The 21,443-nt window shown below is 70.8% G+C and carries 19 protein-coding genes and 5 pseudogenes; 11 read left to right on the plus strand and 13 right to left on the minus strand.

Annotated features, from left to right (window positions below):
• Positions 1-164: 164 nt before the first annotated feature.
• A complete protein-coding gene (locus ACFXC1_RS42920; RefSeq protein ID WP_381253604.1) occupies positions 165-788 on the minus strand; it encodes a TetR/AcrR family transcriptional regulator in 624 nt (207 codons plus the stop codon).
• 224 nt (positions 789-1,012) lie between these two features.
• Here ACFXC1_RS42920 and ACFXC1_RS42925 point away from each other — a divergent pair, with 224 nt between their 5' ends.
• Entirely contained in the window at positions 1,013-1,810 is a 798-nt protein-coding gene (locus tag ACFXC1_RS42925; RefSeq protein WP_381253607.1) for a phosphatase PAP2 family protein, read from the plus strand.
• Positions 1,807-2,772, plus strand: a complete 966-nt coding sequence (locus ACFXC1_RS42930) for a DMT family protein (protein WP_381253610.1) — start codon at positions 1,807-1,809, stop codon at positions 2,770-2,772. Before ACFXC1_RS42925 ends, ACFXC1_RS42930 begins: the two co-directional genes overlap by 4 nt.
• A gap of 6 nt (positions 2,773-2,778) precedes the next feature.
• Here the strand turns inward: ACFXC1_RS42930 and ACFXC1_RS42935 are convergent, their stop codons facing one another.
• The gene (locus tag ACFXC1_RS42935) at positions 2,779-3,597 is read right to left on the minus strand and encodes a phospholipid scramblase-related protein (RefSeq protein ID WP_381253613.1); all 819 of its coding nucleotides are present in this window, start codon (positions 3,595-3,597) and stop codon (positions 2,779-2,781) included.
• 52 nt (positions 3,598-3,649) lie between these two features.
• Positions 3,650-5,704 carry a phosphocholine-specific phospholipase C gene (locus ACFXC1_RS42940; protein ID WP_381253616.1) on the minus strand — a complete coding sequence of 685 codons (2,055 nt, stop codon included), beginning with the start codon at positions 5,702-5,704 and terminating at the stop codon, positions 3,650-3,652.
• A 223-nt stretch (positions 5,705-5,927) separates the two neighbouring features.
• Between ACFXC1_RS42940 and ACFXC1_RS42945 the strand changes: the two are divergent.
• Positions 5,928-6,077 (plus strand): annotated as a pseudogene (locus tag ACFXC1_RS42945) (ATP-binding protein); the annotation flags it as partial.
• A gap of 31 nt (positions 6,078-6,108) precedes the next feature.
• Here ACFXC1_RS42945 and ACFXC1_RS42950 read toward each other — a convergent pair.
• Together ACFXC1_RS42950 and ACFXC1_RS42955 are read right to left on the minus strand one after the other, a co-directional pair.
• Positions 6,109-7,173 (minus strand): NAD(+)/NADH kinase, encoded by a 1,065-nt coding sequence (locus ACFXC1_RS42950; protein ID WP_381253619.1) that lies wholly within the window; start codon positions 7,171-7,173, stop codon positions 6,109-6,111.
• 101 nt (positions 7,174-7,274) lie between these two features.
• Positions 7,275-7,457 carry a hypothetical protein gene (locus tag ACFXC1_RS42955; RefSeq protein WP_381253622.1) on the minus strand — a complete coding sequence of 61 codons (183 nt, stop codon included), beginning with the start codon at positions 7,455-7,457 and terminating at the stop codon, positions 7,275-7,277.
• A 49-nt stretch (positions 7,458-7,506) separates the two neighbouring features.
• Here ACFXC1_RS42955 and ACFXC1_RS42960 point away from each other — a divergent pair.
• A pseudogene (locus ACFXC1_RS42960) lies at positions 7,507-7,752 on the plus strand (transposase); the annotation flags it as partial.
• A 96-nt stretch (positions 7,753-7,848) separates the two neighbouring features.
• On the opposite strand, the gene ACFXC1_RS42965 reads toward ACFXC1_RS42960, so the two are convergent.
• Together ACFXC1_RS42965 and ACFXC1_RS42970 are read right to left on the minus strand one after the other, a co-directional pair.
• Positions 7,849-8,235 carry a LuxR C-terminal-related transcriptional regulator gene (locus tag ACFXC1_RS42965; RefSeq protein ID WP_381253624.1) on the minus strand — a complete coding sequence of 129 codons (387 nt, stop codon included), beginning with the start codon at positions 8,233-8,235 and terminating at the stop codon, positions 7,849-7,851.
• Positions 8,236-8,311: 76 nt separating this feature from the next.
• The gene (locus ACFXC1_RS42970; RefSeq protein WP_381253627.1) at positions 8,312-9,097 is read right to left on the minus strand and encodes an AraC family transcriptional regulator; all 786 of its coding nucleotides are present in this window, start codon (positions 9,095-9,097) and stop codon (positions 8,312-8,314) included.
• A gap of 207 nt (positions 9,098-9,304) precedes the next feature.
• Here ACFXC1_RS42970 and ACFXC1_RS42975 point away from each other — a divergent pair, with 207 nt between their 5' ends.
• Together ACFXC1_RS42975 and ACFXC1_RS42980 are read left to right on the plus strand one after the other, a co-directional pair.
• On the plus strand, positions 9,305-10,183 hold the full coding sequence (locus ACFXC1_RS42975) for an NmrA/HSCARG family protein (RefSeq protein ID WP_381253629.1): 879 nt from the start codon (positions 9,305-9,307) through the stop codon (positions 10,181-10,183).
• 55 nt (positions 10,184-10,238) lie between these two features.
• Positions 10,239-11,135: an NADP-dependent oxidoreductase gene (locus ACFXC1_RS42980; protein ID WP_381253631.1), complete on the plus strand. Its 897-nt coding sequence runs from the start codon at positions 10,239-10,241 to the stop codon at positions 11,133-11,135.
• Positions 11,136-11,348: 213 nt separating this feature from the next.
• On the opposite strand, the pseudogene ACFXC1_RS42985 reads toward ACFXC1_RS42980, so the two are convergent.
• Together ACFXC1_RS42985 and ACFXC1_RS42990 are read right to left on the minus strand one after the other, a co-directional pair.
• A pseudogene (locus tag ACFXC1_RS42985) lies at positions 11,349-11,687 on the minus strand (amidohydrolase family protein); the annotation flags it as partial.
• Between the two features lies 1 nt (position 11,688).
• A pseudogene (locus ACFXC1_RS42990) lies at positions 11,689-12,144 on the minus strand (amidohydrolase family protein); the annotation flags it as partial.
• Positions 12,145-12,310: 166 nt separating this feature from the next.
• Here ACFXC1_RS42990 and ACFXC1_RS42995 point away from each other — a divergent pair.
• The 3 genes from ACFXC1_RS42995 (at position 12,311) to ACFXC1_RS43005 (ending at position 15,070) form a co-directional block, all read left to right on the plus strand.
• Positions 12,311-13,261 (plus strand): LysR family transcriptional regulator, encoded by a 951-nt coding sequence (locus ACFXC1_RS42995; protein ID WP_381253634.1) that lies wholly within the window; start codon positions 12,311-12,313, stop codon positions 13,259-13,261.
• A gap of 103 nt (positions 13,262-13,364) precedes the next feature.
• On the plus strand, positions 13,365-14,102 hold the full coding sequence (locus tag ACFXC1_RS43000) for a YoaK family protein (RefSeq protein WP_381253636.1): 738 nt from the start codon (positions 13,365-13,367) through the stop codon (positions 14,100-14,102).
• The gene (locus tag ACFXC1_RS43005) at positions 14,099-15,070 is read left to right on the plus strand and encodes an MIP/aquaporin family protein (RefSeq protein WP_381253639.1); all 972 of its coding nucleotides are present in this window, start codon (positions 14,099-14,101) and stop codon (positions 15,068-15,070) included. Before ACFXC1_RS43000 ends, ACFXC1_RS43005 begins: the two co-directional genes overlap by 4 nt.
• Here the strand turns inward: ACFXC1_RS43005 and ACFXC1_RS43010 are convergent.
• Both ACFXC1_RS43010 and ACFXC1_RS43015 read right to left on the minus strand, forming a co-directional pair.
• Positions 14,972-15,454: an alpha/beta hydrolase family protein gene (locus ACFXC1_RS43010; RefSeq protein ID WP_381253642.1), complete on the minus strand. Its 483-nt coding sequence runs from the start codon at positions 15,452-15,454 to the stop codon at positions 14,972-14,974. The two genes, ACFXC1_RS43005 and ACFXC1_RS43010, sit on opposite strands and share 99 nt — an antisense overlap.
• A 41-nt stretch (positions 15,455-15,495) precedes the next feature.
• Complete coding sequence (locus ACFXC1_RS43015; protein ID WP_381253645.1) at positions 15,496-16,809, minus strand: AfsR/SARP family transcriptional regulator; 1,314 nt, start codon at positions 16,807-16,809, stop codon at positions 15,496-15,498.
• A 284-nt stretch (positions 16,810-17,093) separates the two neighbouring features.
• On the opposite strand from ACFXC1_RS43015, the gene ACFXC1_RS43020 reads away from it, so the two are divergent.
• Positions 17,094-18,740, plus strand: coding sequence for a peptidoglycan-binding protein (locus tag ACFXC1_RS43020; protein WP_381253648.1), 1,647 nt, complete (start codon positions 17,094-17,096; stop codon positions 18,738-18,740).
• Between the two features lie 256 nt (positions 18,741-18,996).
• Here ACFXC1_RS43020 and ACFXC1_RS43025 read toward each other — a convergent pair whose 3' ends face one another.
• Positions 18,997-19,899 (minus strand): LysR family transcriptional regulator, encoded by a 903-nt coding sequence (locus tag ACFXC1_RS43025; RefSeq protein ID WP_381253651.1) that lies wholly within the window; start codon positions 19,897-19,899, stop codon positions 18,997-18,999.
• Between the two features lie 188 nt (positions 19,900-20,087).
• Here ACFXC1_RS43025 and ACFXC1_RS43030 point away from each other — a divergent pair, with 188 nt between their 5' ends.
• Complete coding sequence (locus ACFXC1_RS43030; RefSeq protein ID WP_381253653.1) at positions 20,088-20,393, plus strand: DUF1330 domain-containing protein; 306 nt, start codon at positions 20,088-20,090, stop codon at positions 20,391-20,393.
• A 786-nt stretch (positions 20,394-21,179) separates the two neighbouring features.
• On the opposite strand, the pseudogene ACFXC1_RS43035 reads toward ACFXC1_RS43030, so the two are convergent.
• A pseudogene (locus ACFXC1_RS43035) lies at positions 21,180-21,437 on the minus strand (carbohydrate ABC transporter permease); the annotation flags it as partial.
• Positions 21,438-21,443: the final 6 nt, after the last annotated feature.

The following is a 21,443-nucleotide window of genomic DNA, read 5'->3' on the forward strand; positions in this document are numbered from 1 at the left end:
CCGCCCCCCCTCCCCACCCCCCCCCCCCCCGCGGGGGGGGGGGGGCGCGCCACCCCCACAACCCCCCCCCCCCCCCCCCCCGGGGGGGTGCGCGCCGCCCCCGTCCCCACGGTGCGGCGCGACCAGGTCACCGTCCAGTCATCCCATGGACGGCGGCCTGATTCTCAGGGCGACCCGGACAGGCCGAGTGCGGGCAGCACCGCGGCCTCCACGAATCTGACCAAGTAGTCGGGATCGGCGTAGCAGCCCTCCAGGACGGGGCGGGCCCGCAAGACGCCGAAGATCTGGGCGGGGACGTACGGCAGCGCCGGGTGGTCGGCCGGGATCTCGCCGCGTTCCACGCCACGGCGCAGGATGTCCTCCAGCGCGGTGATCTCGGGGTGGACGAGCGCCTCGCGCAGTGCCTGGGCGAGTTCGCTGTCCTGGGTGACGGCGTGACCGAGGGCCGAGACCAGTTTGGTGTCCTTCGCCGACCAGGCGCCCGCGGCCCGCGCGGCCTGGCGCAGGTCCTCCGCGAGGGAGCCGGTGTCGATGCCGGTGAAGTGCGCCCGGCGGTTGGCGCGCAGCGCGGCGGCGACGAACTGGGGCTTGGTCCCCCACTGCCGGTAGAGAGTCGACTTGCTGCACCGGGTGCTGCTGGCGACGCCCTCCATGCTCACGGAGTCGTAGCCGCATTCTCTTATCTGGTCGAGCACGGCGTCGAAGAACTCCCGCTCACGCTCGGGCGTGATCTTGGAGCGGCGCGAGGCGGCGACCGTGTCCGGTCCGTCCTCAGCCTGCGACGTCATGGCTCTTCTCCTCACTCGGCCCGCGAACCCGGGGTCCGCTCTCCAGTGTGTCTCGTTTCGCTATCGATACGCCAGTGTACCGGTACTCCACCGTATCGGTACCATCTCGTATCGGTACACTGGCGTATCGGAACGGACTCGTACCGATGAGTTCGGTCCGCCGGAAGGGTCACAAGCCCGGCCAGCACCACCACACGCACCACCGTCAGCGAAGGGGCCGGGGGATGAATGCCCGCACCGAGCCTGCAGAGAAGGGGACCAGCGCGATAGCGCGGCCCCCGCTCGTCCGTGAGCTCCTGCTCGTCGCAGGGCTCTTCCTCGTCTACAAGTTCGGCCGCCAGCTGGCGACGGGCCACACCGGTGAGGCACTGCGCAACGCCCGCCACGTGTGGGACCTGGAACGGACCCTGCGTCTCCCGGACGAGGGCTCGGTGCAGTCGGTGCTGCTGCACAACGACACCCTCGTGCACCTCGCGAACACCTTCTACGCGACCGTCCACTTCCCGGCCACCGTGGCCTTCCTGGTCTGGCTGTACCTGCGGCGCCCGGCGCACTACGTCTGGGCCCGCCGGGTCCTGGCGACGGTCACCTCGGCCGCCCTGGTCCTGCCCTTCGTGTTCCCGCTCGCGCCCCCGCGCATGCTGGCCGCGACGGGCCTGGTCGACACGGCGAAGGTCTACGGCCCCTCGGTGTACGGCCCGCCGACCAGCGACCACCTCTCGAACCAGTTCGCGGCGATGCCCTCGCTGCACTTCGGCTGGGCACTGATGGTCGCGATCGGCCTGATCGTGGCGACCCGCTCCCGCTGGCGCTGGCTGTGGCTGCTGCACCCGCTGGTCACCCTGCTCGTGATCGTGGGCACGGCGAACCACTACTGGCTCGACGCGATCGTGGCCACCGCGATGCTCGGCATCGCCCTCGCGCTGATCCACCCGCCGCACCGCACGGCGACCACGGCAGGCCGCGGTCAGCCGGAGCTCGCCCCCGAGAAGCAGCCGGTGCTCGTCGGAGCGGGCCGATGAACGCCACGCTCGTCGCCGTCGTCCTCTCCCTCTTCTCCGCCGTCGCCTACGCGGCCGCCGCCGTGGCGCAGGAGCGGCTGGCGTCCCGCAACTCCGACGCGGGGATGCTGCGGCTGCTCGCCACCGGTTCCTGGTGGTGGACGGTCGTGCTGAACGCGTCGGCCGCGCTGCTGCACGTCGTGGCGCTGAAGTACGGTCCGCTGACCGTCGTACAGCCGCTGGGCGCGCTCACCCTGGTCGCCGCCGTGCCGATGGGCGCGCGGGTGGCCGGGCGGCGGGTCAGCACGAGCGAATGGCGGGGCACCGCGCTCACGCTGCTCGGCCTGTCGGCCCTGCTGGTCACGGCGTCCGGGCCCCAGCCCGACCAAGTCCTCACCGTTTCGCAGGCGTTGGCGGTCGCGGGCGCGACCTCCGCACTGATCGGCCTGCTGGCCCGGCGCGGCGCGAAGCCCGGTCTACGGCACGCCTCGGCGTCCGGTGTCGCCTCGGGTGTGGCCTCCGCGCTCACGCAGACCGTGACGGTCGCGGCGACGGACCGCTCGGGTCCGCTGCTGAGCATGCAGGTGGTCGGAGTCGCCCTGCTGGTCGCGGTGTTCGCGGCGGGCGGGCTGCTGCTGTCGCAGACCGCCTACCGGGGCGGCCTCGGTGCCCCGCTCGCGGTGGTGACCCTGGCGAACCCGGTGGCCGCCGCCGCGATCGGCCTGGCCCTGCTCGGCGAACGCCTCCAGGGCGGCGCGGCCGGCATCCTCCTCGCGCTGGCGGGGGCCGCACTCGCGTCGTGGGGTGTGGTGCAGCTGACCCGGGTGACCCCGGCGGTGGCGCTGCCGAACGAGTACGGCGACCACGATCATCCCGTGGCCGCCGTGCTGGCGCTGGAGCCCGAATCGGCCTCCGTGGAACCGGCGTTGATGCCCCGGCAGCCGGGCCGGCGGTCCGAGCCGGGGCATCTCACCGCGCTGTGACCGGGGTCAGCCGAGGCCCCGCGAGTCCTGCTTGAGGGCGGTGTCGACGGTCAGCGCCGTCGCCACCACCAGGCTCAACAGCGGCTCGGGCAGCTGGTAGTGGATCTGCAGGACGTAGTTGTCCGCAGTCGTGAACATCGTCTTGGCGAGGCCTTCCCAGGTCTTGGTGATCCGGGCGACCTCGTTGTCCGCGTGGTCGACGATCGCGAAGTTCCAGGCCCGCCAGTTCTCCGCCTTGATCGCGCCGATCTGCTGACCGTTCACCATCAGCCCGAAGTTGATCTTCCCGATCATGTTCTGCTGGACGATCTCGCCCACCTGTGAGCCGTCCGGACGGGACACGATCACCCGGGACTTCATGATCTTCGCGGGCCGGGTCAGCACCAACTGCGGCTGCCCGTGGGCGTCCCGGATCTCCAGCCGGTGCGTCATGAACTGGTCGAGGCTGGAGACGAAGCGTATGGCCTTCTTCAGCGCGCTCTGGCCTATCTCGGTGACGGTGCCGAGCAGATTGCCGTTCTGATCCATGACCTTGTACTCGTTGGTCAGCTCGATCAGCTTGGCCTTCTGGTTCACCACGAGGACCGGCTCGGTGAACAGACCGCCGCCGCCGGGGCCGCCCCCGGCGACCCCGGCCTGCGTCTGCACCTGGCGCTGGACCCGGGGGTCCGGCCCCGCCTGCTGCTGCGGCACGGCCTGCGGCTGCGCCTGCTGGTCGGCGTTGGTGTGCTCGGTCCACTTCGCGCCGTCCCAGTAACGGAGGGTCTGGGGCGCTCCGTGCGGATCCGGGTACCAGCCTGCAGGTGTGTTCGAATGCGTGGTCACCGGGGCACACTACCGCGAGTGCCCCGGAATTCAACCGGCTCTACGGCGGCGGTCACACCCGCCCGAACGCCGGGTCGCTGACCCCCGGGTGGCCGTTCTCGACATGTCCGGCGAATCGCCGCAGGAAGCCCGCGTCGCCGTCGGAGGTGACCGTCAGGTCGTACCACCGCTTGCTGGCACCGAGGTCGAAGGTGTGCCGGACGGTGGCGCCCGCCCGCACCTTGACGGTCCTGGTCTTGCCGCCGTAGCCGTTGACGACCCTCAACTGCGCTGCGCCGGAGCCCTTGTTGGTGAAGGTCAGCTCGACGTCGTCGCCGCAGTCACGGGCGGTGACCTCGGGTCCGGCGGTCTTGCCGGGGCCCTTGAAGACACGCAGGAAGCCGTTCGGGCCGTGCACGGTGAGGTCGTGGGAGCCGCCCGAGTAGGCCGAGTTCCAGGTGTCCGAGACGGTCTTGCCGGCCTCGGTGGTGTAACTCCAGGGCCCGTCCGTGCGGTTGCCGGAGGTGACCAGGAAGTTGGCGCCGGCCTTCGCGCCGGAGGCGAAGGTGAGCGTGAACTTCCCGGCCTTCGTGTCCGCCGAACCGTCCACCAGAGACGCGTACTTGAGCGGGCGGGCCGGGCGCAGTCCGCGCTCCTGCTTCGGCAGTACGGGGTTGGCGGGCGGGGTCGGCACGTAGTCGGGGTGGCGGTTCTTGTCCGGCGGCTGGTAGCCGTCGGTGTCCGGCAGCGAGACCTTCTTGACGTCCTTGTGGGAGAAGTCGAAGGCAGTGGTCAGGTCGCCGCAGATCGCGCGCCGCCAGGGCGAGATGTTGGGCTCGTGGACGCCGAAGCGGCGCTCCATGAAGCGGATGACCGAGGTGTGGTCGAAGGTCTCCGAGCAGACGTAACCGCCCTTGCTCCAGGGCGAGACGACGATCATCGGGACGCGCTGGCCGAGGCCGTAGGGACCGGCCGGGTGGCTGGCGTTGCCCGCGAAGAGGTCGGGGCCGACGTCGACGGTCGACTTGCCCTGCGCGGCTGAGCCCGGTGCGAACGGCGGGACCAGGTGGTCGAAGAAGCCGTCGTTCTCGTCGTAGGTGATGAACAGGGCCGTCTTCGCCCACACCTTGGGGTCGGAGGTCAGCGCGTCCAGGACCTGGGAGACGTACCAGGCGCCGTAGTTCGCGGGCCAGTTGGGGTGCTCGGTGAAGGCCTCGGGGGCGACGATCCAGGAGATCTTCGGCAGCTTGCCGCCCTTGACGTCGGCCTTCAGCTGGTCGAAGAAGCCCTCGCCCTTGGTGGCGTCGGTGCCGGTGCGGGCCTTGTCGTAGAGCGGGTCGCCGGGCTGGGCGTTCTGGAACTGCTTGAAGTAGAGCAGCGAGTTGTCGCCGTAGTTGCCGCGGTACGCGTCCTGGATCCAGCCCCAGCCGCCGGCCGCGTCGAGGCCGTCGCCGACATCCTGGTAGATCTTCCAGGAGACCCCGGCCTTCTCGAGACGCTCGGGGTACGTCGTCCAGCTGTAGCCGGCCTCGTCGTTGCCGAGGACGGGGCCGCCGCCCTTGCCGTCGTTGCCGGTGTAACCCGTCCACAGGTAATAGCGGTTGGGGTCCGTGGAGCCGATGAACGAGCAGTGGTAGGCGTCGCAGATGGTGAAGGAGTCGGCGAGCGCGTAGTGGAACGGGATGTCCTCGCGGGTCAGGTACGCCATCGTCGTGGAGCCCTTGGACGGCACCCACTTGTCGTACTTGCCGCCGTCGAACGCGGCGTGCCCGTCGTTCCAGCCGTGCGGGAGGTCCTGGATGAACTGCAGGCCCAGGTCGTCCGCCTCGGGGCGGAACGGGAGGATGTCCTTCGTGCCGTCCGACTGGTACCAGACCGGTTTGCCGTCCTGCCGGGTCACGACCGGACGCGGGTCGCCGAAGCCCCGGACGCCTCTGAGCGAACCGAAGTAGTGGTCGAAGGACCGGTTCTCCTGCATCAGGACGACGATGTGCTCGACGTCCTCGATGCTTCCTGAGCGGTGGTTCGCGGGGAGCGCGGCGGCACGCTCGATGCTGTTCGACAGCGCGGTGAACGCCGTGGTGGCACCCGCGAGTTGGAGAAACCGACGCCGGTTGACTTCGGACATGGGTGAGGCACCTCTCATCCTGACGCGCGGCCGGCCGGAACATGGCGAAATGCGCGCGGTGCGAGTGTTCCAAGAGCAACAAACGTCAGGGAAGGGTCTGGTGGCGCCCATGTGAAACTCGCCCGTACGTGCGGGGGCGGAGCCTCATGTGGTCGCGAGAGCCTCCGCCGGGGTGAGGCCGGAGACCCTGATGGAGGGGTGGACACCGGCTGCCATGCCGATCAGGGCCGAGAAGTCCCGCAACCGCCGCACCGGCGGCAGCGGTCTCGGCCTCGCCATCGTCCGCCGGCTCACGGAGGCGCACGGCGGGACGGTGACGGCGACCATCACGGTCGGCGCCGGCACGGTCGGCGCCGTCCGCCTGCCGGTGTGAGCCCTCGACGCGGAACCTTCCCCACGACCCCTCAGCGCGCGGCGGTCGGCGGTGGCAGGCGCATACCTGCGAGGTCCGGCGGGACCGGGGTGTCGGGGCGGAAGAAGGGTGCCGCGGGACCGTCCAGTGCGGTGGCGGGGGCGTCGGTGAGCCGGAACCGGTCGCGCAGCCGGCCGTAGAAGTCGGTGGGGCGCAGGCGGATGAGGCGGACCCGCTGCGGGGCGCGGAAGACGCCGATCCAGTCGCCGGGGTCCAGGACGCCGCGGAGTTGGCCGTCGACGCTCACGGCGGCCTGTCCGGAGTGGGGCAGCACGCGCAGGCCGACGGGTTCGTCGGGGGCGGCGACGACACTGCGGTCGAAGGTCATGTGCGGGGCGATGGGCGTGAAGACGACGGCGTCCATGTGGGGCGAGAGGACGGGTCCGCCGGCGGCGAAGCTGTAGGCCGTGGACCCGGTGGGGGTGGCGACGGCCAGGGCGTCGGCCGAGTAGCTCGCGAGCAGCCCGCCGGCGAGGTAGACGCCGACGCTGACCTGCCGGTCGCGGGCGAGTTTCTCCAGGACGATGTCGTTGAGGGCGGTGACGTCCAGCGCGCAGCCCCAGCCGCCGCCCTCCGTGGTCTCGGGCCTGACCTGCGGCGGCGGCAGCATCGGACCGCGGCCGTAGCGCAGCAGGGCCTCCATCTCCTCGGGGATGTCCAGGGGGCGGGAGGCGCGCATGGTCAGCGTCATGCGTTCCTCCACGATGGCCCGGCCCTCGTGCACGGCGTCGAGGGCCTCACCGATGTCGCAGGCCGGGACCTCGGTTAGAAAGCCGACCTTGCCGAGGTCGACGCCGAGGACGTCGGCTCCGCTCTTGACGGCGATGCGGGCCCCGCGCAGGAAGGTGCCGTCGCCGCCGAGCGTGACGACGAGGTCGGGGCGGCCCGCGGCCTCGGACTCCTCACGTCCGGCGCGCCGGTGCTGGTCCTTGGCCCACACGTCGATCTCCGTGCAGCGGACGCCGTGCGCCTCGCTCCACGCGTGCACGTCGCGCGCCGCCTCCCGGGCGGTCGCCCGCCCCAGGTGGACGACGAGGCCGATACGACGTACGGGCATGGGGTCCTCCGTGAGGTCGAGTCAGGCCCTACAGAAGGTACTGCCAGTTGGTCATGCGGTCCTTTAGGTCGACGGTCGGGACGTCGAGGGTTTCAGCCCGGTCACCGGTGTGCGGTCGCCCCGGCCTTCTTCGGCTCGGTACCCAGCGCCCGCAGTGACTCGAAGGCCGCCGCCATGGGGCTCGCGGGTTCGGCCTGATGGACGACGAGCTGCTGGTGCGGGGCGCCGTTGACGAACGAAGGAATCGACCACCCCACGACCACGCCGCACAGGTCAAAGATCAAGCCAGGGCCTGTTGCGAAGGTGGATCAAGGTCGTAGATGATCACCGTCCGTGGGACGGGGTGATCTGACGAATGGCCAGTGGGCCCGGCTGCAGCCATTGCTACCGACGGGCAAGAAGCCGGGCCGGCCGTGGACCTGGACGCATCGGCTGCTGATCGGCGGAACACGGTGGCGGACCAGGACGGGTGCGCCGTGGCGGGACGTCCCGGAGCGGTACGGGCCGTGGCACCGGGCCTACGACCTGTTTCGGCGGTGGCAGCGCGACGGCATCTGGAAGCGCATTCTGGAGCAACTGCATGCATATCGTGCGGCTCCGTACGTGCGGCGGGATGCCCCGCGGCGCACTCAGCCACCAACAGAAGCCTGATCCGGGACACGCGCGGCGACTGCCCTAACGCGTGGCCGTGGCGCCCCACTCGTGCGCCAGCGCCGCCGCCTCGCCACGCGACCCGCCACCCGGCTTCTCCAGGATCTTCGTCACGTGGAACTTCACCGTGGACTCGCTGATGTGCAGCTCACCGGCTTGGAGTCCCGTGAAGCGCCCTCCGAGGAGGTACGTCGCAGCCTGCACGATCCAGGACTCAGGCGTGTTCGGGCTGAGCATGGTGACGCCCACCCCCAGGCGCACCTGGGCGTAGGTCAGTCGCCGGTCGCCCGCGACAAACGCCTCCGACGAGCTGTGCCGCGTCAGCGACTGGACGATGAGGTCGCTCGGCGTCGCACCGGCCGAGGCCGCCGATGCCGGCGAGGAGCTCTGGGTGATGGCGGAGGGAGTCACCCTTCCAGCGTGGGCTCCCACACCATTGGGCTGCCACCGATGTTCCGCCGGGAACTACGGCTACCCCGCCGTCCTCTCACCCATGGGAGCTGCGGGAGGACCGAGCCGACGAGCGATAGCCTCCGGGTGTCTGACCGACCAGCTCGGTGAAGGCGTCGATGAAGCTGCTGGGGTTCGACCAGCCCAGCCGGATCGCCGTGTCGGTGACCGAGGCGCCGTCGCCGAGTTCGATCAGCGCCCGTTGAATGCGCAGCAGGGTGCGCCACTGGCGGAAGCTCATCGACAGCTCGCTGCCGAACAGTCGGCTCAGGGTGCGTTCGCCGGCGCCCGTGCGGTGGCCCAGCTCGGCCAGGGTCGCCGGGCTTGCCGGGTCCATGTGAAGCAGGTCGGTGACCGCCTTGAGACGCCGGTCGATCGGCTCCGGGAGGCGCAGCGGCTCTTGTGCGGCGCGGGCGAGCTCGGCGAGTACGACGTCGATCAGCAGCCGCGCACGGGGGCTCTCCAGCGGCTCGCCCTCGCTCATCAGCGCCAGATAGGCCTCGCGCAGCAACGCGCTCGCCACGAAGACCGACGGCTCGGCCGGCAGCTGTCGGGTCAGCGTCACGGGCAGCGACAGCACCCGGATGTCCGTCTCGCCGTACGCCTTGCTGCTGTGCACCGCGAAGGGCGGCACCCACATGATCCGACTGGCCGGCGCCACCCAGGTGCCCACCTGGGTCGCTGTGACCAGGGCCCCACGCGCGGCGTAGCGGAGCTGGCCGTGGTCGTGGAAGTGCGCGGCCACGTCGGCGCCATGGGCCAGCGGCGCCGACAACGGCGCATCGTCGGTGCAGAAGCTCGGCTCGCCGCTGGGGTCGGACACGCGATTGAGGCTACCCGACACTGGCGGGTTATCGGGAGAACCTGGCGGGATGCCGGTGGTGCGCCTGGCGCCGCAGACGCATCGTGGAGACATGTCACAACAGATCAAGCTCGAGGACGCCGCGCCCGCGTCACCCTCCCCCCACTGCCGAGGTCAACACCGGACTCGTGCTCACCTCGCTCACGCCCTGAACGAAGGGTGGCAGCGATGAGCACACGGACGACCGGCACGATCGCAGTCTTCGGCGCGACGGGGCAACAGGGCGGGGCGGTGGTCGACGCGCTGCTGGACCACAAGGCCACGGTGCGGGCCCTGGTCCGCAACCCGCAATCCGACCGGGCTCAGGCGCTGGCCGCCCGCGGCGTCGAGCTGGCGGCCATCCGGACCGACGACCCGGCGTCGCTGGCCGCCGCGCTGACGGCAGTCGAGGCGTTCTGCTTCATGACCCCGGAGGCGAACAACCTCGAAGAGGTCGAGACGGAGATCCGCATCGGCACCGCGCTCGTCGACGCGGCGGTCGCGGCACGCGTCCCGCACGTCGTGTTCAACTCGGTCTTCGGCGCGGACCGGGAGCGGGGTGTGCCGCACCATGACTCGAAGCACGCGATCGAGGAGCACCTGAGGAAGTCCGGACTCAGGGCCGCGATGGTTCGCCCGACCCCCTTCATGGAGGAGATGGCACCGAGCCTGGAGCACGGAGAGATCGTGCTGAGGCTGCCGCTGCCGGAGGACGTCGCCCTGAAGATGATCTCGGTCAGGGACGTCGGCCGGGTCGCCGCCGCGCTCCTGCTCGACACCGCGGAGGCACCCGGCGGAGCCGTCGAGCTCGTCGGCGACGAGCTGACGGGCCCTCAGATCGCCGCGGCGTTCGGCGCTCGTGCCGGGCTCCCGGCACGTTACGAGGCTCTCCCGTTGAGCGTGCTTCCCAGCGGCCTCGACAGGGCGATGTTCCGCCAGTTCGCGAAGGCGGCGGAACACGCGTCGGATCTTGCGGTGGTGCGGGCGATCGAGCCGGCCACCCTCGACCTGGCCGAGTGGATCCGGTCAACCGGCTGGACCGCGCCAGCCGGTCCGGACCAGGGTTGATCTTTCACCTAGAGCGTTGATCTTTCGCCTAGAGCGACGAGCACTGGAGCAGGACATGAAGGCGATCACCTACACCGAGTTCGGCGGCCCGGAAGTCCTCCGCCTCGCAGAGGTCGACGAGCCGCACGCCGGACCCGGACAGGTGCGGCTGAAGGTCGTGGCGGCAGCGGTCAACCCGCTCGACTACAAGATCCGCAACGGGTGGAGGCCGCAGATGGCGCCGCCGTTCCCGGCGATCCCCGGCGTGGAGGCGGCCGGCGTCGTCGACGAGGTCGGCGAAGGCGTGACCGGCGTCGCGGTGGGTGACGAGGTCCTGGGCTGGACCGTCACCGGCGCGTACGCCGAGCACGCGCTGGCCGTCGACTTCGGCCCCAAGCCCGCGGACCTCGACTGGGACCTCGCCGCGGCACTGCCCGTCGCCGTCGAGACCTCGGTCCGCGTGCTCGGCGCCCTCGGCGTCGGGGAAGGCGACACGCTCCTACTGCACGGAGCCGCGGGTGTGGCCGGCGCCGTCGGTGTTCAGCTCGCGGTCACCCGCGGCGCCACGGTCATCGGCACCGCCTCCCCCGGCAACCACGACTACCTGCGCTCGCTGGGCGCGATCCCGGTCGCCTACGGCGCCGGCCTCGCCGACCGGGTCCGCGAGGCCGCACCGCAGGGCATCGACGCCGTGTACGACGCCGCGGGGGCGGGCAATCTGGAGGTGTCGATCGACCTGCGCGGCGGCACCGACCGGATCATCACCATCGCCGATCCGAAGGCCGCCGAGCTGGGCGTCACCTTCTCCGGCCCCGCCCCGTTCGGTTCCCGGCTCGGCGAGTACGGCCGCCTCGCAGCCGACGGCAAGCTCACGGTGCGCATCGCGCAGAGCCTTCCGCTGGAGGACGCCGCGAAGGCGCAGGAGCTGAGCGCGAGCGGCCACGCCGCCGGGAAGCTCGTCCTGCGGCCGTAGCCGGCCGTCATCGAGGCACTTCCCTGAAACGTCTTCGTGAGCGCTTTCGCAACACGCCCTGAACCGGTCCATGTCAGGACGTGAGGTAGAAGGACTTGCTCACGTTCGGGAGCGGATCTGAACCGAAGGCGGTCGTCGTGCAGCTCGCGCCGCCCCTGAAGGTCTTGTAGAGGAAGCGGCCCCGGGCGCCGTAGGCGACGGTCTGCTGCCCGCTGAGGTCGCCTCGCCGAAGACCGCGTCGACGCTGACGCCGATGCCGACGTCGGCCGCGGTGCGGGCGAGTTCGGGGCCGTAGGCGAGGGCGGGTCCGGCGAACTCGTCGGTTGCCAGGGTCGCCAGGCGGAGGGTGAGGAGCTGGTCGTCGCTGCTGAAGTACCGGTCCTTGAGGCGGGTCAGGTCGACCGGCCACTGGCGGTCCCAGTCCCCGAAGTGCGGTCCCATGGAGGCGTGGCCGCCGCGGATGCCGGTGTCGCGCCGGGCCTCGATCGCCGCCTCGGAGTGTTCGCGGGTACGGGAGTTGTGCGAGAAGTCGAGCATCGTGGTGATACCGGTCAGGGGTGTCAGGAGCCGCGGCGTTCAACTCGGAGACCGTCGGCACCCGCTTTTCCGCGAACTGTTCGCCGGTCCAGCCGCCAACCACCCTCACTCACTGGCCTGTTGGCGTGCGCTCGGCCTGCTCCCGCAGCATCCGCAGCGCGGTGCGCAAGGACCGTACGCCGTCCCAGCGCAGTTCGAGGAGGTAGTTCAACCCGCCCCGGATGACGTGCAGATGGAAGTCGTTGAGGCCGGGGATCACCCATCGGCCGAGCGCGTCCACGACGCGGGTGTCCGGGCCGATGTGCGGGGCGACGGTCGCGTCGTCGCCCACGGCGGTGAAGACACCGTCGGTGATGGCCACGGCGGAGGCCGCAGGGCGGGCGGGGTCGCCGATGTGGATACGACCGTTGCGGACGACGAGTCGCGCGGGGTGCCGGACCCCGCCGTAGGGGCGCATGCCGCCCACGGGCATCGCGCTGCCCACGGGCTCGGTACTGCCCACGGGCATGGTGCTGCTGGACACGTCGGATCTGAGAGGTCGGTCGGCTGGTGGCTTCTCGGCGCTAGGTTTGCGAGGATGGATCGGTCCAACACATGGTTCTGCTGAAATCAATCGGTCAGACGGATGGATGAGGCTCATGGACCTGCGTCACCTGAGGTACTTCCTCGCCGTCGCCGAGACCCGCAACTTCACGCAGGCGGCGGCGAGTTGCTATGTCGCCCAGTCCGCGCTGAGCCAGCAGATCGCCCGGCTGGAGAAGGACGTGGGCGCCCGGTTGTTCAGCCGTACCAGCCGTTCCGTACGGCTCACGGCCGCCGGGGAACTCCTCGAACCGCTGGCCCGTCGCATCCTCGCCGACGTCGACAACGCGCAGGCGGCCCTCGACGCGCTGTCCGGGTTGCGGCGTGGGCGGCTGCGTCTTGGACTGGTCCAAACGCGCGCCTCCTCGGTCGACCTGGTCGAGGTGATGGCCGACTACCACGCCCGTTACCCGGGCATCGACTTCCATGTGACCAACGCGCCCAGCGCGCAGATGGCCGCGTCGGTCCTCGCCGGTGACCTCGACATCGCCGTCGTGGGCCTTGGACCGCGCCAAGTCCCGGAAGGACTCGACCACTTGGTGCTGGCCGTCGACCCGCTGGTCCTGGTCGTGCCCGCCGATCACGCCCTGGCCGACCGTGACACCGTCGACCTCGCGGACCTGCCGGAGAGCCACCAGCTCATCCAGTTCACCCGGGGCAGCGGACTGCGCCGCCAGGTGGAGGCGGCCTTCGCGCGCGCCGGGGTGGAACCCGGCCAGCACTTCCAGGTCGGCCAGATCCACGACATGGTCCGGCTGGCCGCGCGCGGCATCGGCGTGACGGTCGTCCCGCGCTCGTCCGTGTTCGCCGACTCCATGCCGGGCACCGGCCCCGACCCCGGGGCCTCCCTGCCGTACGGCGCACGCGCGCTCCGGGTCGCGGACGACGCGGCCGTGCACACCATTTGCGTGGTCCACGACAGCAAGCGGCTGGCACCGGCCGCCGCCGCGTTCCTGGAGGTGGTGGAGCGGCACGCGGTCCGCGGCCAAGGCGATCAATCGCCGTAGCAGATCGCTGCGTCCGTATCCATATGTTGGACGGGATGCTCCCGTGGGGCGAGGCTCGTAGTGACCCGGGGACCGGGAGACCTCCAGCGATGGGAGCACTGCCATGTCCGCCGTACTGCGAGACGCGTGGGCCACGGTCGTCCCCGACATGAAGGACCGGCACGGTCCGCTGCCTCCCCTGATGCTGGGGCTCACGGTGGTGACCGGGCTCGTGGACGCCTTCAGCTATCTCGTCCTGGGTCATGTCTTCGTCGCCAACATGACCGGCAACGTCGTCTTCTCCGGCTTCGCGATCGCCGGCGCGGCGGGCTTCTCCCTGGCGGCCTCCCTCGCCGCGCTGGCCGCGTTCGCCGCGGGCGCCCTGCTCGGCGGCCGGCTCGCCCACGGGGCCGGTGCCCACCGGGGACGGGTCCTGCACCTGGCGCTGCTGCTGGAGACGACCTTGGTCCTGGCGGCGTACGTGGTCGCGCAGACGACGGACACCGCGCACGCGAGTGGAGCGGTCCAATACGCCTTGATCGCGCTCCTCGGCCTGGCGATGGGCGTGCAGAACGCCACCGCCCGCGCCCTGGCCGTGCCCGACCTGACCACGACCGTGCTGACGCTCACCATCACCGGAGTCGCCGCGGACAGCCGCCTCGCGGGCGGCAAAGGCAGCAAGATCGGCCGCCGGCTGCTGTCGGCGGCGGCCATGTTCGCGGGCGGTCTGGCCGGTGCCGTCGCGGTCGAGCACGGCGGCCGGGCCCTGCCCCTGCTGTTCGCCGCGCTGCTGCTGGTGGCGGCCTCCGCCGCCGCGTTCCCACTGACCCGCTCCGACGCCTCGTGGACGAAACCGCTGTGACCGCGAACCGCCGCACGCTGCACTCGGCCCTCCTCGAACTCGCCCTGACGGCAATGATGTTGTTCGTCGTGGCCACCACGGTCCGCTGGCTGCTGGGCACCCTCGACCCGGCGGCGGGCGGCTGGTGGAACGTTCCAGAGGCCCGGCTCCTCGCCGTGGCCCCGCTCTCCGGCTATACGGTGACCGCCGTCATGCTCTCCCCCTGGGGCCGGGTGACCGGCGGCGACATCAACCCGGCGATCACCCTCGCGATGTGGCGCTACGGCCGCACACCGGGCCGCGATGTCGCACCGTTCATCGCGGGACAGCTGATCGGTTCGCTGCTCGGCATCGCGGCCGGACGACTGGTCTGGGGACCGGTGTTCGCCTCCCCCGTCGTCGACTTCGCCGTCATCAGGCCGGCCCCCGGCTGGAGTTGGGCAGCAGTGACCGTCGTCGAGGCCGCCACGATGTTCGTCATCGTCGCCGTCGCCGGGATCGAGGTCTCCAGCCGCCGACTCGGCCCGTTCACCCCCTGGGGGGTCGGCACGATGATCACCGCCCAGATCCTCGCCTTCGGTACCCTGTCCGGCGGAATCGCCAACCCCGCACGGGAGTTCGGCCCGGCGCTGTTCTCCGGGAACCTCTCCCTGCTGCCGGTCTGTCTGCTCGCTCCGGCGGCCGGGGCGCTGACGGCGACGGTCGTGATCGGACGGATCGCCGCACACCGCCGCGTGGGTCGGGCTGGACCGGACCGGAACTTCTCGCACCGTTGCCGACGGCGAACCGGAGCGGCCCACTGTCGCCCCACCGATGCCAGTCGTGAACCCCAGCGGATCCGGCACCTGGTGGTGCGCCCCACCGCGTGCACGACAGCGACGGGAGTGCCATCAGCCTCCGACGTACTCCTGGAGCCACGGCGGCATCAGTGTCCGCGTCGCCTTGGTGCCGATGTCGGCGGAGAGACTGTCGTAGGCGTGGTCCAGTAAGGGGAGTTCGACGTAGCGGTGGGTGACGCCGGCCTTCGTCAGCTTGTCGGCGAAGGCCTCGTTGTGGTCGGCGAAGACGAGGTGGTCTCGGGAGCCCTGGAGGATCAGGGTCGGCGGGGCGTCCGCGCTGATCGGGTGCGCGGAGTCGACGGCGTCGTAGCGCTCCGGGTACTGGGCGGGGGTGCCGCCGACGTAGTGGTCGCCGGACTCCTTGCCGTACGCGGTCTCGCCCACGGAGGCGGAGAGGCCGACCACGGGGTGGACGCCGATCGCGGCCTTGGCCCGGGACAGTTGGTCGACGGTTCCACAACTGGGCTTGAGGGTGCCGGAGTTGGCCTTGTAGGCGACGTTGACGGCCCGGTTGCCGCCGACGAGCAGCACCATCGGCGTAGACAGGTGGTGCCGTTGCCCGTCGGGTCGACGCCTCACCCGTCCCGCCGGATGGAACGGGACAACTGCGCCTTTCCCGTGCGGTGCCACAGATGCGCGACACCGGCCGCGCCGCGAGGGGCCGGCCTGCTCGTCGTCGCCCGCGGGGACGCGCGGTGGGTTCGCTGCAGGACCGCGCAGGTCCATTCCACGGTGCGGTTCACCTGGACCTGGAGTTCGGCCGACAGCGTCTCCAGATCGACTGCCGCGAGCGGCCCGGTACAGGTGTTCCGGCTCTCCAGGAGAGGCCGGGCGTCCTTGACGATCCTTCTGAGTTCGGTGTGCTTCTCCGGTGTGATCTCGCTCCGCCGGGCCGCGATGTCCTCCACCTCCGTCATGAGCCTGTCGGCGGTCATCGCCGCGAGCGCGTCACGTTCCCCGCTGGTCGCGGCCAGCATCTCGCCGGCGAAGCGCAGCACCATTTCCAGGGATGTGGCCTGGTAGAGCATGCGCCCGAGGGCTGCCTCGACGTCCGTCGTCCGGCGTGGCGGGGCGTGCTCCTCGCAGCAGTGGCCGCATCTGTTCGCCGCCTGCGGGATCGTCCAGGACGACCAGGACGCGACGGCGGCCTCCGGGTGGGGGTGGTCGGACGCCAGCAGCCGGGTGTGCAGAGCGCGCAGCTCAGGTCCTGGTCCTATGCCCAGTTCGGTGCGGAGGAGGCGGTCGCCGTCCCGGTACGCCTTCAACGCGTCGGCGCGGCGCCCGCAGCGCCACAGGGCGGTCATCTGCAGCGTACGCAACTGCTCGCGCAGCGGATGCTCGGACACCAGCCTGGCCAACTCGCCGACCAGCCCGTCCGCGCCGTCGCCGCTCTCCAGCCGCGCCCCGATCATGGCCTCGACGGCGGCGAGCCGCATCTCCTCCAGCCGGGCCGCCTCCGCCCGCAGCGTGACGGAGACCGCACCGCCCAGTGCCGGACCGCGCCACAGGCCGAGCGCCTGGTCCAGGGTGTCGCCGGCGGCCCGGTACAGCCCTTCGGCGGCCTGCCCGCGGCCGAGGTCCACCAGTGCCTGGAAGCGGTGCAGGTCCAACTCCCCCTCGCCCGGCTGGAAGAGGTATCCGCCGGGCCGCGTCACGATCACCTCGGCGGCGCCCGGTCCGTGCAGGACCTGTCTCAGCCTGGCCACGTAGCTCTGCACCAGTTTGGCGGCGGTCTCCGGCGGTTCCTCGCCCCATACGGCGTCGATGAGCCGCTCGGTCGACACCACCTTCCCCGCGTCGATCAGGCCGGCGGTCAGCAACGCCGCCGGTTTGCGGGCGATGGCCGGAAGGCGACGTCCGGCCGCCCACACCTCCAGCGGTCCGAGCACACGGAACTCCACGCTTGCCCCCAAAGCCGATTCCGCGCGGCCAACTGGTCGTGGTCCCTTGCCAGTTGCCCGCTCAGCGCAGAAACACGATGCCGTACGTCGGGCCCGTGGCGCCAGAGGTGCACGGGGCGGGACCGCACCCGGACTGCGCTCGCGGTGCACCCGGGCTGCGCCAGGACTGCACCGCCGTGGGCCACCGTGGTGCGGGGGTCGCGTGTGACCCGGGTCGGTCGACCACCGAAAAGCCGCCATCCGCTGATCCGTCGAAGGAGACCTTCGCAGCCATGAGACACAGACGCCGTGTTCCCGCCGGTGAGGCGGGCGTCCCGCAGCGCGGGGCCAGGATCGGGAGACCGCGCTGGCGGGCCAGGATCCTCGTCCCGGCCACGATCCTGGCCGTACTGTCGGCCGGCACCGTGCTCGGCGCCGCGCCGGCGATGGCGGCACCGGCTCCCATCAAGCTGACCTCGTCCTCCTGCCCCGCCACCATTCAGCAGGGTCAGGTGAGCGGCTGCGTCACCGAGTTGCAGAACCTGCTCAACGCCCACGGGGCCGGCCTGGTGGTCGACGGGGAGTTCGGCGCCAAGACGCTCTACGCGGTACGTACGTACCAGTCCGCCACCGCCATCGCCGTGGACGGTCTGGTCGGCCCGCAGACGAAGTCCAAGCTGTACGCGACCGGGGGCTCGGCACCCGCGCCGATCAACCTCACCTCCGCCTCCTGCCCGGCGAACGTCGTCCAGGGCCAGAAGAGCGGCTGCGTCACCGAACTCCAGCGACTGCTACGGCACTTCGGCTACGCGGTCGAGGTGGACGGCGAGTTCGGCACGGAGACCGACAGCGCGGTCCGCAGTTTCCAGTCCTCGCACGGCCTCTCGGTCGACGGCCAGGTCGGTACGAACACCAAGGCCGCGCTGTACAACACGGACGAGTCGGGGTCGACGAGTCTGGATCTGCGCTCGGCGTCCTGCCCGTCGAACATCGTGGAGGGGCAGTCCGGCGGTTGCGTCGCCACGCTGCAGGCCCTGCTCAACGGCAAGGGCCAACACCTCGACGTCGACGGCGAGTTCGGCCCCGCGACCCTGGCGGCGGTGAAATCGTTCCAGGCGTCGGTGAGCCTCTCGGTCGACGGCGAGGTCGGGCCGAACACCAAGGCCGCGCTCTACTCGAACATCAGCGGTGACGGGAGCAACGGCGCCCCCGCGCCGATCAACCTCACCTCCGCCTCCTGCCCGTCGAACATCGTCCAGGGCCAGAAGAGCGGCTGCGTCACGGAGTTGCAGAGCCTGCTCAACCACCACGGAGCGGATCTCGCCGTGGACGGCGACTTCGGGCCGCTGACCTACGCCGCGGTGCGGGACTTCCAGTCCGAGCAGGGCCTGTCGGTCGACGGTCAGGTCGGCCCGAACACCAAGGCCGCCCTGTACGGCGCCGTCACCCCGCCGGCCACGACGCCGCCCGGCGGCGGATACAGCAACATCCTCTCGGTGGCCGCGGCCGAACTCGGCACGAGGGAGGGCAGCGCGCGGGCGAACAGCTACGGATCGGCCGTGGGTTTGTCCCGGTCCACCAGCGGCTACGCCTGGTGCGCGACCTTCGTGAGCTGGGTGGCCAAGCAGACCGGGGCCACCTCCTACCGCAGCACCTGGGTGGTGGACTGGGTCGACCAGGCCAGGGCGGGCCGCTACCACCTCTCGGTGACCACCAGCCCCCAGCCCGGCGACATCGTGGCCTTCGACTGGAACGGCGGCAACGACTACCGGGGCGGCAACGAGCACATCGGCTTCGTACGGACGGTGAACGGCTCCAGCTTCACCACCGTCGAAGGCAACACGGGCAACCCCGACAACGGCGGCGCGAACGACGGCGTCTACAGCAAGACCCGCTCGACGAACAGCAGTTACGACGTCCTGTTCATCCGAGTCCGCTGACGACCACCCACCCACGACACGACGCCCACCGCGCCCGGCCCCCGGACGCGGTGGGCTCGGCACTCCCCAGCCCCTTCCTTGAGGGCGAGCGAAGGCAGTCAGAGGCAGCAGCCCCACTCCAACTGGCCTTCGAGTGACCAGGGTTGGACGGAGAGACGACCCCACCATGCCCCACAGGACCCACCAGGCAGACCGCCGGACGCAAGGTCTTCGGTCTCGCCACCGCAGGCGTCCGTCTCGCCTGACCTCTTGCGCGTCAGTCCGGCAGCCAGTGCAGCTCGTGCGCCAGGGTTTTGGCGACGGCACGGATGCGGCGGTGCAGCGGCGACTGCTCGCGCGGGAGGACCAGGTGGATCGTCAGACCGGGCGCGCCCCGCAGCGGTCGCCAGGTGAGACCGGCCGGTTGTGCCGTGACCGCGGCTTCTCCGGCCGGGGCGAGGGTGACCCCGTCGCGCAGGTCGCGCTGAGACATGTCGAAAGAGACTGCGGGCGTGTGGAACCGGGGGTGTGGCCGGATGTCCCGGAACAGTGCGGACAGCTGATCGTGGATCACGGGGTTGGCCGCACGGTCCGGGAGTCGCAGCGGATACGCGGCCGCGTCGGCGATCTCGATCTCCGGGTGTTCGGCCAGCGGATGGTGCTGCGCCAGCTGGACCCCGACGCGCTGACGCCGCAGCAGGAAGCGGCGCACGCCAGGGCCCGGCTGTTCACCGCGGGTGATTCCGGCATCGATGCGGCCGTCCGCGACCGCGGGGGAGATCTCCGGTGTCGCCATCGGGACCGCGCCGACCTCGAGTCCGGTGTTGCCGCGCATCAGCCTGTCCACCAGGGCCGGTGCCGTCTCGGCCCCGGTGCTGAGGCTGTATCCGATGCGCAGCGTGCCCAGTTCACCGGCCGCCGCGCTCCGGGCGGTGTCCCATGCGCGGTCCAGTGCCGCCAGCGCGGGTGGCGCGGACTCCGCCAAGGCCGCACCGGCCGCGGTCAATACGACGCTACGCGTGTTGCGGACCAGCAGTGCCGTACCGAGTTCCGCTTCCAACCGGCGCATCCGGGCGCTGAGTGCGGGCTGGGCGATACCGATCCGTGCGGCCGCGCGGGTGAAGTTCAACTCCTGCGCCAGCACCAGGAAGTACCGCAGGCTCAGCGTGTCCGGCGCCACGCGCCCTCCCTGCCGATTGATAACGATCCGTTCTGAGCCTATCCCGTATCGGTCTTTCCCTCGGCCGCACATCAAGCCCTAGCCTGCGCATACGACGCTTCAACTGACCGCCGTACCCGTCGCCGGGATCGATCGATTCGAGGGTCGATTCGAAGTCGGACGCGTCCGGTCCAACACAGGAGGTTTCCATGGCCAAGGGCTACTGGGTCAGTGTCTACCCCGCCATTTCCGACCCTGAGAGGCTGACTGCCTACGACGAGCTGGCCCGTCCGGCTGTCCAGGCCGGGGGCGGGCGCCTCCTGTCCCTCCTCCCGTCCCGTGGCGGTCGAGTCGTCGCCCACGAGGCCGGAATCACGCAACGCGTCGTTCTCATCGAGTTCGACAGCTTCGAAGAGGCCGTCGCGGCATACGAGAGCGAGGCGTACCAGAAGGCCCTGGCGGCCCTGCCCGACGGCTACGAGCGTGACTTCCGCATCATCGACAGCGTCGACTGACCGGCGGGCCCAGCCATCGCTGCGCGTCCTCCGACACGTGGCCGTCCAGGATGGCAGGCAACCGAGGTGGTTCAAGAGGCGGACGGTGCCTGACCACCATGATCCGTGAGTCGGGATCCCGGGAACGGCGGACGAGCCCGTCAGGCATATCCGCGAACCACACCACCTCTGCGTACTTGGCACAGTTCCTGACGGGCCGGTAGGCACCTCGCACCAGCTCCTGCAGATGGTCGACCAACACACGAGTGTCGCGAATGGCCTCGGGATCACTGCCGTCGCGTACCGCCGGGCGGGCCATCGCATCCCCCGGGCGCCCGCCACCGTGGCAAACCTTCCGGAGTCCATGACCGCCACAAGTCAGGCAATACTGCATGCCTCAGCCAACGCCTTTTCCGACACGCAGCGCCTTCCTGGTCGAACGCTCTTCTTGGCCGACGGGTCTGGTCCGGGGTGCGCAGCTCAGCCAGCGCCTCGGCTGCTCCTCTCGTCTTGATCAGTACCTCGGCTTCAAACCGGGCCTTCATGGCCTGTGCCGGCGCATGGTGCGGCTCTCACCGGTCCGCTGCGGACCTTCCGCCTGGGCCCGGTTCACGAATCTCGTCGATCAGCTGATTGCCACAGCCCTGGCCGCCACGGCCTTCGAGGGCTCGGCAGCCCGGGACTCGGGCACGTCCTCACTGGCCATCTACGCGTATTCCACAATCGGGAGTTGCACTGAACGTCTTGCTGTCCCCTCTCCCGAGTCGGGCGGAGCCGAGTCACTCCGCGTCGCCGGCCTGTTGCCGCTCACTTGCCGAAGCCGGCGGTGAGTCCGCCGATGAGCTGGCGGCGGCCCAGGACGTAGAGCACGAGGATGGGCAGCGTGGAGAGGACCACCGCGGCCAGGATCGCCGGGACGTTGATGGTGAACTCGCCCTGGAAGCTCCACACGAACAGGGGCAGTGTCCTCTTGTCCGGGCTCTGGGTGAGGATCAGAGGGAAGAGGAAGCCGTTCCAGACGTTCAGGGCGTCGTCGATGACGACCGTGATCAGAGCGGGGCGGACGATGCT

Source organism: Streptomyces hokutonensis (assembly GCF_042751305.1).
Lineage (GTDB): Bacteria > Actinomycetota > Actinomycetes > Streptomycetales > Streptomycetaceae > Streptomyces > Streptomyces hokutonensis_A.

Coding starts and splice junctions, on each gene's coding strand:
- ACFXC1_RS42920 (WP_381253604.1), bottom strand. CDS start 788: ATGACGTCGCAGGCTGAGGACGGACCGGACACGGTCGCCGCCTCGCGC.
- ACFXC1_RS42940 (WP_381253616.1), bottom strand. CDS start 5,704: ATGTCCGAAGTCAACCGGCGTCGGTTTCTCCAACTCGCGGGTGCCACC.
- ACFXC1_RS42975 (WP_381253629.1), top strand. CDS start 9,305: ATGAGCACACGGACGACCGGCACGATCGCAGTCTTCGGCGCGACGGGG.
- ACFXC1_RS43030 (WP_381253653.1), top strand. CDS start 20,088: ATGGCCAAGGGCTACTGGGTCAGTGTCTACCCCGCCATTTCCGACCCT.
- ACFXC1_RS43000 (WP_381253636.1), top strand. CDS start 13,365: ATGTCCGCCGTACTGCGAGACGCGTGGGCCACGGTCGTCCCCGACATG.
- ACFXC1_RS43010 (WP_381253642.1), bottom strand. CDS start 15,454: ATGGTGCTGCTCGTCGGCGGCAACCGGGCCGTCAACGTCGCCTACAAG.
- ACFXC1_RS42995 (WP_381253634.1), top strand. CDS start 12,311: ATGGACCTGCGTCACCTGAGGTACTTCCTCGCCGTCGCCGAGACCCGC.
- ACFXC1_RS42930 (WP_381253610.1), top strand. CDS start 1,807: ATGAACGCCACGCTCGTCGCCGTCGTCCTCTCCCTCTTCTCCGCCGTC.
- ACFXC1_RS42950 (WP_381253619.1), bottom strand. CDS start 7,173: ATGCCCGTACGTCGTATCGGCCTCGTCGTCCACCTGGGGCGGGCGACC.
- ACFXC1_RS43020 (WP_381253648.1), top strand. CDS start 17,094: ATGAGACACAGACGCCGTGTTCCCGCCGGTGAGGCGGGCGTCCCGCAG.
- ACFXC1_RS42980 (WP_381253631.1), top strand. CDS start 10,239: ATGAAGGCGATCACCTACACCGAGTTCGGCGGCCCGGAAGTCCTCCGC.
- ACFXC1_RS42925 (WP_381253607.1), top strand. CDS start 1,013: ATGAATGCCCGCACCGAGCCTGCAGAGAAGGGGACCAGCGCGATAGCG.